This window comes from Pirellulales bacterium, assembly GCA_035499655.1.
Classification (GTDB): domain Bacteria; phylum Planctomycetota; class Planctomycetia; order Pirellulales; family JADZDJ01; genus DATJYL01.
Genome location: DATJYL010000159.1, coordinates 1 through 8,494 on the forward strand (window position 1 = coordinate 1; position 8,494 = coordinate 8,494).

The following is an 8,494-nucleotide window of genomic DNA, read 5'->3' on the forward strand; positions in this document are numbered from 1 at the left end:
GTCTCGAGTCAGCGAATAGGCCTTGGCCGGACGTTCCTTGATAACCAGCCCGCGACTCACCAGCGATTGCATGGCGGTGCGGAACGAGCCGGGGCCGAGTTTACAATCGTTTGCGTTAAAAAACAACATTTCATGCGGGCCGATTTGGTAACGGCGGAAAAATGTCAGAATGGCGGTTTCGGTTGCAGTCATGGGGTGATTGTCTCCTCGAGAGCAGTTTGATGGCGGAGAGGAAAGCATGGACTTCCAATCGGTCAGCAGCAGCGACAACACGACGATCGATTAGCGACGTCGCCCGCCGCCCCCGCCGCCGTATCCGCCGCGCCCACGTCCGCCGCCGCCTCCGCCGCCACGTTCCTCACGGGGCCGGGCTTCATTCACCGTGATATTACGACCCTTCAAATCGGTCCCGTTCAATTTTTCAATGGCTTGTTCGCCACCGTCGGCCATTTCGACGAATCCGAAACCGCGCGAGCGGCCTGTTTCGCGATCCATCACAACGGTGGCGGAGGTGACATTGCCGAACTCGGCAAACACGTCGCGAAGCTCGTCGGAAGTGATTTCGAACGAAAGGTTGCCCACGTACAGGTTCTTGCTCATCTTGATCTCCTCATGTACCAAAAACCACGGACCAAAAAAATTGTAGGGGAGCCGAATTATGGGTTCAAAACTGGCCGCCTAACTTTGACCGCCAGGGATGATTTCCCCAATTGCCAAACGGTAGCGCTGCAGAATTAAACGGTGCATATTAGCCGCATTGATGGTTGCCCGCGCGGCCCTGGTCGTGGCTGACTTTGGTCAACATCACGTGAGAGCCATTGGACCAAGCATAGATCCAATGGAAATATCTAATGGATCGATGGTCCATTCATCTTATCAAATTCCTCGCAAAAGACCAGCCACTGAAATTGAGCCCGCCAGGGCTTACAGAGCCGGTCTCCCGCCGACTTTCACTGGCCGGGAAGCGGGCCAACCTTGGGCGATGGTGTCGCTCACCAAGCTGGAGCCGGAGAAGTAAAGTCGACGGCTGCCCAATTGACACCACGAAACAGGCTGCCATATTTAATTTTCCGTAGCCGGTTGGCCCCCATCGTCTAGTGGCCCAGGACGTCGGGTTCTCAGTCCGAAAACCGGGGTTCGACTCCCCGTGGGGGTATATGTTCATTTGTACAGTACTCGCAAGAACTTGCAAGTGCAAGGAGCGCCTCACCCTCTGAAGATGAGGCGTTAACTCAATAGAGCGAGCACTTCGATCCGCACCGCTGCCGTCAGGGCGGCCCATGCAGCAATTACCTGCTGCAAATCACGGTCAAGATGAGAGATGCTTTCCGCTGCACCGTTATTTGCACCGCCGATTTCCTGTGCCGTTGAAATTTCCGCTGGTTCCGTGGTATGTTCGACTTCCCGTGGTACTCTTCTTCCAGCGGGTGCGGCGAGACATTAGGAGCATAAGCTTGAATTGTCGCCCTTATCAGCCCGGTGACGAACACGGCATTTTTGATTTGTACCGCGCGGTGTTTCAGCTCGAAATGACGCCCGAGCATTGGCATTGGTTTTTTCAATCTTCGCCCGACGGGCCGGCCGCCATTTCGGTCATGGAAAGCGGCGGCCGCTTGGTGGGACACTATGCCGTGCTGCCGCGCGGTTTTTGGTTTGAACAGCGGCGAGGCATCGCAGGCCTTGCGGCAGGTGCCATGTTGTTGCCCGAGGCACGCAGCGTGCCGGCGCTGGTGCAACTGGCAAAATTAGCATACGAAATTGCCCGGCAGCGCGGCATGACGTGGCTGTATGCTTTTCCGAGAGATGATTCGCATGCCGTGCATTGCAAGCTGCTGGGTTGGAAAGCGATGCCAAAAATCGTGGAATGGGATGGGGCGCTGCCCAGGGGCCACGCCGACTCTGCCAAAAACGTGCATGTTTGGCGGCAGATGCCAGCCGATTTGGATTTTAACGATTTGAATCCGGCAGGCGACGTTCGCGCCATTTGCGGTTTGCGTTCCACGGACTGGTTACGTTGGCGATTTTTCGACCGCCCCGGGGGCGAATATGTGTTGCATACGATTGCGGACGGAAGGAAGGCAACCGCGTACGCCGTGACCAAACGTTACCAACGGGACGGAGTGCGGTATGGACATTTGCTCGATTGGCGCAGCACGCCCGCAGCGACGAAGGACAGCGAGGGGCTTTTGGCGTCGGTGTGGCGTCAACTGGCCGACGATTGGCAGGTCGAGCGGGTTTCGACCTGGGCCAAAGGAAGAAGCGTACTGGGCGCGGTTTTGGCTGGCGCAGGGTTAACGCTTACAGGACGGAACAGTAATTTCTGCTATTTCGATGTGGCGGGCGTTTACAACGAATTCGTGGAAGATTCGGCCTGGCAGCTTGAGATGGCTGACAGCGATATATACTAGAAGTGGTGCTGAGCGAGTGGCAAAAAAGCCCGCCGATCGTCCTTAAGTGCCCAGCCACGACCTCCGGAGATGGTTCGCGTGATCATTCCTCGCCCCGTAGGGCTGATTGTTAAAAGAGTGCAAGATGCCGTGTTCTCGGCGGTGTGTTTGTTACTGTGCTCACCGTTTTTGCTGCTGATTGCCGCGGCCATTAAACTGACGTCGAAGGGACCCATTTTTTTTCGGCAGGAGCGGCTAGGCTATCGAGGAAAAACATTTTCTATTTTCAAGTTCCGAACCATGGTGCAAGATGCGGAGCGAACGGGCAATATTGTGCACGTTAGCGATCCGCGAATCACGGGGCTGGGTTGGTATTTGCGGCAGTACCGGATCGACGAAATCCCTCAATTTTTGAACGTGCTGCGGGGCGAAATGAGCATTGTCGGACCACGGCCACTGGTTCCCAATTTCGCTCACTTTTGGACCGCTGAAGAGCGGCGTCGCCTGGACATGCCCCCCGGCCTGACCGGCTGGCAACAGGTTAACGGAGCAGCCACGCACAGTTGGGATGAACGGGTGGCCCAGGATATTTGGTACGTCGACCATTGGAGTTTGTGGCTGGACTTCAAGATTATGTTCCGCACTCCCTGGGTGGTGTTGCGGGCCAATACGGTATACGGGAAAGATGGCCAGCAGTTGAGCGCGATTCCCACACAAGCCTTGTCGTCGGTTCCATTGCCCGCCTCTTCGTCGGAGTCCCAGGAAGAAAAAAAATAAATATGACCCGCGTCGGCGATGAAATCGATCACCTTCACTCCTGAACATCAACTGGCCTTCGCTCAACTTTCGGGCGACTACAACCCGTTGCATTTGGATGCGCTGGCTGCGCGCAGGCTGATGTACGGCGCGCCGGTCGTGCATGGCATCCATTCTTTGTTGTGGGCGTTGGATGTGTGGCTGGAAAAGCAACCGGACCAAATAGAGCTGCGATGGTTAAAAGTCGCTTTTCCCAAAGCGCTGCCTGTGGGTGTGGAATCGCAGGTAACGGTCACGCCGTTGAGCGACCGGCAGGTAAGAATTGAAGTGACGAGTGAGCAATCGATGGTGACCAGCATCGATTGCGAGTGGGCCAAATCCGAACGTGCATTCGCCGGCATCGTGGAGCCTAGCTTTCCGGAAAGGCGGACTCCGCGGGCATTGTCATTGGATGAAATTGCCAATCAGACGGGCGAGGTAACGCTGTACTTCAACCCGATGGCCGGCGCCCGAATGTTTCCAAACTTGGCAAGGTGTGTATCGCCGGTCACGATTGCGGTTTTGCTGGCTTCTACGCGATTGGTGGCAGAGGAGTGCCCTGGGTTGCATTCCGTTTTTTCGGAACTTACTTTGACAGCCCGAGATGGTCGCGATAGCTGCCCACTGCATTATGGAGTGACGAAGCTTGAGAAACGCTTTGGCCTGGTTGTGATGAACTTCACCGCGCCCGGCCTGACGGGGGTGATTAAGGCGTTTATTCGTCCGCCGCCGCAGCGACAGGCCAGCTTTGCGCAGCTGAAACCGTTGGTGCAGCGAGATGAGTTTTCCGGACAACGAGCGTTGGTAGTGGGTGGCTCGCGCGGGTTGGGGGAAGTGACGGCCAAACTGTTAGCAGCCGGCGGCGCGGAGGTGAAAATTACTTATCATCAAGGCCGCGCCGAGGCACTGCACGTGGTGGAGGAGATTGTTTCCGGCGGCGGCGCGGCGGCGATGCTGCAGGTCAATGTGTTGAACGCTCTGCAAAATGAGCTGGCCGCATCGCTGGAAAATTGGAAACCAACGCATTTGTACTATTTTGCCACGCCGTTCATTTTTTCAGGCAGCAAGGGCGTGTTTTCAGCAAGCCTGTTCCAAAAGTTTTGCGATTATTACCTCACCGGTTTTCTCAACGTGTTGAATCCATTGAAAGGCCTCGGGTTGCGAAAAGTTTTTCACCCATCCAGCGTGGCTGTGGACGAGTTGCCCGCCGATATGAGCGAATATGCGGCGGCGAAAATGGCTGCGGAAATGCTCTGCCAATCGCTGGAGAAAAACCGCAAAGCCGGCTTAACGATATACAAGCCCCGATTGCCGCGATTGGGCACCGACCAGACGGCAACGTTTTTGCCGGTGAAAAATGCGGACCCGGCGCCCGTGATGCTAGAACATTTGCGAGCGTTTCGTGTCATGTAAGTGTGTGCCAACAACCGTTAGAATGGTGGATGGTCAACGGCTGGATTATCCGTAGCTTCTGATCCGAATCCCGCGCCACTCAATCCTGGCCCCTGCCGTCTATGTCGCACGAGTTTTACGAAAATCCGCTGATTCGCCGCTATGCCTCGCCGGAGATGAGCCGGCTGTGGGGGGACCAAAAAAAATTCCGCACGTGGCGTCAATTGTGGGTGTGGCTGGCCGAGGCGGAAGCGGAGTTGGGATTGCCGATTACCAAGGTGCAAATCGACGAGCTGTACAAGCACATCGACACCATTAACTTCGAAGAGGCGGAAAAGCTCGAGCGCCGCTTGCGCCACGACGTGATGGCTCACGCACATGCTTATGGAGAGCAGTGTCCCCGGGCGCGGGGCATTATTCACCTGGGCGCCACCAGTTGCTACGTGACCGACAATACCGACTTGATGCTGATGCATGAAGGTTTACAAATGCTGGCCGTGCGGCTGGCCAGCGTGATCGACCGACTGGGAAAAATTGCCCAACATCATCGCGATTTGGTCTGTTTAGGCTTCACCCACTTGCAACCGGCGCAGCCGACCACGGTGGGAAAGCGCGCCTGTTTGTGGGCCTACGATTTGGCGATGGATTTACACGAAGTGGAACATCGCTTGATGGAACTCAAGTCGCGGGGCGTAAAAGGGACAACGGGCACGCAGGCCAGTTTTTTACAACTGTTCGGCGGCGATCACGCCCAGGTGCAGCGGCTGGAGCAACTGGTCGCAAAAAAAATGGGCTTCGACAAAGTCTATCCGGTAACCGGACAAACGTATTCCCGCAAAGTCGATGCGCAAATTCTGGCGACATTGTCGGGCATTGCCCAGAGCGCGCATAAAACGGCCACGGACATTCGCCTACTGGCCTCGCGCAAGGAATTGGAAGAGCCATTCGAGGTGGAACAAATTGGCTCGTCGGCCATGGCCTACAAACGTAACCCCATGCGGAGCGAACGGATTTGCGGCTTGGCGCGGTATGTGATGAGTTTGGAAACCAGCGCCGCCACCACGGCCAGCACGCAATGGCTGGAGCGCACGCTGGACGACAGCGCCAATCGGCGGTTGGTATTGCCGCAAGCATTTTTGGCGGTCGATGCGATTTTGATTTTATATCAGAACATTGCCAGCGCCATGGTGGTGTATCCGCACATGATCGCCAAGCACTTATCGGAAGAGCTGCCGTTTATGGCGACGGAGAATATTTTGATGGCCGCCGTAGCCGCCGGGGGCGATCGGCAAGATTTGCACGAGCGCATTCGCCGACATAGTCAGGCCGCCGCTCAAGTGGTGAAAGAGCAGGGGGGTGACAACGATTTAATTGGCCGCTTAACCGCCGACAAAGCGTTTGCCAAAGTCGATTTTTCCGAAACGCTGGATCCCAATCGTTTTGTCGGCCGCGCGCCGCAACAAGTGGACGAGTTTTTGAGCGAAATTGTTGAGCCGATTCGCCGGAAGTATCAAGATCAACTGCAGCAGACCGCGGTGGTGATGGTGTGAATCTACAGAGTCATTTTGTCGCAAACTAGATTGAAAGCTGCACCCTCACAATCTGGAAGGGCTGGGATCGTCAAATTCATCGTTCAAGAGTGTTTTCCTATTGAAGCGGGTAACTTCACTTGGTGAGAGCGTCAACAAGTTGATTATATCCTCACGTGTCCTTGGCGGAAATTGATCCAATATCGGCTGAACCATAGCCTCCCGTTCATCGTCCGATTTTCCTTCGAAGCGGTCATCAATCACACGAACTCGGATGGATGCTGAATTGTATCGATACGCGTCGGTTTGCGGGAATGTTTTGCGAAAGAGATTCTCGACGTCGCGCGTCTGTTCCGTCCGCATCCCTTCCCAAGCTGGTTTAATACTTTGGCTCATGGTAATTGGCCCTCAACCCAATCATAAATCGCTGTTGCGGATTTTAAGAACGCTCTTGTCTCGCCGGTATCTTTCTTGCCGAATTCATATCTTAAATCCACCGACCATCCAAGTCGAAGGATTCGTTTCTTTAAATCTGGCGGGATAGGATGTCCAATGTCTGTAAGGTAGCCAGCCAGGATTTCTGGATTGTGGTTCTTTTTTCCCGAAGTAATAAGCTTAAGTTTTTCCGTTCGTTCTGCCTCAGAGGAGTACTCTATAATCAATGCCTTCAAGGTGCACTCGATGGCATACCCTGCTAAATATGTAGCATCCAAATTATACCGACTTCCGTTTTCTACGAGAAACTGAGCGGTTGCAAGTCTTTGGGCGGCGGCTCGCTGGAAATCGCGACTTGAAGAAGGCATGCACTCACTTCTGTAGTGTTTTATACCAAATCGAGGCGGCGAACTTTCTGGCGAGCGGCGGCGCGGCATTGGGAGCAGACGCCGCTGATAATCAGGCGATGGCTGGTCACGCGAAAGTGATGCTCCCGGGCCACGGCTTCGCGCAATTGCAACAGTTCGTTGCTGGAGAATTCGATCAACTGGCCGCATTCGGTGCAGTGCAAATGGTCGTGCTGAGGGTAGCCGTAATCATGTTCGTAGACGGCCCGGCCGCCGAGGACCATTTTTCGCAGCAGCCCGGCATCAACCATCTCGGCAAGGGTGCGGTAAACGGTGGGGCGGCTGACCTTGCGGCCGGCCGACTTGTGGCTTAAATCCAGGAGCAACTGGTCGGCGTCAAAATGCTCGTGGCGACTGGCGATTTGCTCGACGAGAATTCGGCGCTGCTGGGTGATTCGCTTTCCGCGGGATTGCAAATACTCTTCGAAGCGCTCACGGGGTGAGAGAGCCACTTCGACGGTGCCGAGGGAAAAATCGTGGCGCATGGTTTGCGGGTGAAGCAAGATCGAGGGATACGTTTGGAGAAACAGCGGCGGTGGATGCAAGGAGCAGCGAATCAATAACGATTCTAGTTTAATCCATTTCGAGGGCAAGCGACAACCATGGAGGGTAGTGTCCTAGGACTTTGTTGCTGATTCCAAAACCGCCGAAAACAACTCATCAAAACTCCAAATATGATCGGTAACTCCGGCCATCATGCAAGCGGTCGGGCGCTTCTGGCCGCTCTTGCCCGGCTTGCGGGTCCGCCAGCAGTAATTGTAGTAAGCCGCGAACATTCCGAAAGCCGCCTCTAAGTTTTCCAGCTTCTTGGAAAAGCACAACGTCAATCGGTTCAGCCGCTTCATAAACGTTCGCTGGGTGCCGTTCAGCCGTTCCACGTGCGAAGTGGTTATTGAGCGGGCATTCCGGTTGTCTATGTTGCGGATGCCGGTCCGCTTGGTGCCGACCATTTCGCTTGGCGTATAGATCATGTTAGCGTTTTTGTATTCCTTGATTATCGTGCCGTACTTCACGTAGGGACCAAAGGCTAGATCGACCGCTTCGGGGTAGGCCGCGAATCCATCCGTCGATAGTTGGCAGACGATGGGATACTGGCCCAGCTTGAACGCATGGGCATCGGAAGCATGAGGCGTGGGGAACACAAGCCGACCGGCCACGTCCATCATAAACCGCCGGGCATTGTCGGCTGACCGTTTGCCGATCAAAAAACTCGGCATCAACTTGGTGGTTTTGTCGATGCAGGTCCAGAGACAAATGTCGCCTTGGTCGTGGCATTCTTCCCGCTCTGTCATGGTCAGCCGCGATTGTTTCTTGGCAACGTAGGTCCACTGTTCATCAAACTGCAAATGGCCCAAGGTAAGGCCGCGCATTTGCTGGTCGAGAAAACGCTGGCAGGCATCGCCGAAAACGCCGATCAATTTGCAAATCGTAACGCGGTGCAGGCGTGTGATTCGCTCTGTGGCGCGAATCGACATCCCTTCCACTAAATAGGTACTCCACCTGATCGAAGCGCATTTAGGCTGCGGAAGCGAAGGTGTGTTGCATATCA

The 8,494-nt window shown here is 55.1% G+C and carries 9 protein-coding genes, 1 tRNA gene and 1 pseudogene; 5 read left to right on the top strand and 6 right to left on the bottom strand.

Annotated features, from left to right (window positions below; translation table 11 throughout):
• Both VMJ32_11440 and VMJ32_11445 read right to left on the bottom strand, forming a co-directional pair.
• On the bottom strand, positions 1-192 hold a 192-nt coding region (locus tag VMJ32_11440; protein ID HTQ39636.1), incomplete at its 3' end, for a hypothetical protein.
• 90 nt (positions 193-282) lie between these two features.
• Entirely contained in the window at positions 283-600 is a 318-nt protein-coding gene (locus tag VMJ32_11445; protein ID HTQ39637.1) for an RNA-binding protein, read from the bottom strand.
• Between the two features lie 483 nt (positions 601-1,083).
• Between VMJ32_11445 and VMJ32_11450 the strand changes: the two genes are divergently transcribed.
• The 5 genes from VMJ32_11450 to purB all read left to right on the top strand — a co-directional run bounded on the left by VMJ32_11450 (position 1,084) and on the right by purB (position 6,124).
• Positions 1,084-1,156: transfer RNA gene (locus tag VMJ32_11450), tRNA-Glu, on the top strand.
• A gap of 298 nt (positions 1,157-1,454) precedes the next feature.
• Complete coding sequence (locus tag VMJ32_11455; GenBank protein ID HTQ39638.1) at positions 1,455-2,408, top strand: GNAT family N-acetyltransferase; 954 nt, start codon at positions 1,455-1,457, stop codon at positions 2,406-2,408.
• A 78-nt stretch (positions 2,409-2,486) separates the two neighbouring features.
• On the top strand, positions 2,487-3,164 hold the full coding sequence (locus VMJ32_11460) for a sugar transferase (GenBank protein HTQ39639.1): 678 nt from the start codon (positions 2,487-2,489) through the stop codon (positions 3,162-3,164).
• 18 nt (positions 3,165-3,182) lie between these two features.
• On the top strand, positions 3,183-4,595 hold the full coding sequence (locus tag VMJ32_11465; GenBank protein HTQ39640.1) for an SDR family NAD(P)-dependent oxidoreductase: 1,413 nt from the start codon (positions 3,183-3,185) through the stop codon (positions 4,593-4,595).
• Positions 4,596-4,696: 101 nt separating this feature from the next.
• Complete coding sequence (gene purB / locus VMJ32_11470; protein ID HTQ39641.1) at positions 4,697-6,124, top strand: adenylosuccinate lyase; 1,428 nt, start codon at positions 4,697-4,699, stop codon at positions 6,122-6,124.
• 45 nt (positions 6,125-6,169) lie between these two features.
• Here purB and VMJ32_11475 read toward each other — a convergent pair whose 3' ends face one another.
• The 4 genes and pseudogenes from VMJ32_11475 to VMJ32_11490 all read right to left on the bottom strand — a co-directional run bounded on the left by VMJ32_11475 (position 6,170) and on the right by VMJ32_11490 (position 8,492).
• Positions 6,170-6,499, bottom strand: coding sequence for a hypothetical protein (locus tag VMJ32_11475; GenBank protein ID HTQ39642.1), 330 nt, complete (start codon positions 6,497-6,499; stop codon positions 6,170-6,172).
• Entirely contained in the window at positions 6,496-6,906 is a 411-nt protein-coding gene (locus tag VMJ32_11480) for a HEPN domain-containing protein (GenBank protein HTQ39643.1), read from the bottom strand. The genes VMJ32_11475 and VMJ32_11480 overlap by 4 nt, the downstream gene beginning before the upstream one ends.
• Positions 6,907-6,926: 20 nt before the next feature.
• Positions 6,927-7,430: a transcriptional repressor gene (locus VMJ32_11485; protein ID HTQ39644.1), complete on the bottom strand. Its 504-nt coding sequence runs from the start codon at positions 7,428-7,430 to the stop codon at positions 6,927-6,929.
• A 309-nt stretch (positions 7,431-7,739) separates the two neighbouring features.
• Positions 7,740-8,492: pseudogene (locus VMJ32_11490) on the bottom strand (hypothetical protein).
• Positions 8,493-8,494: the final 2 nt, after the last annotated feature.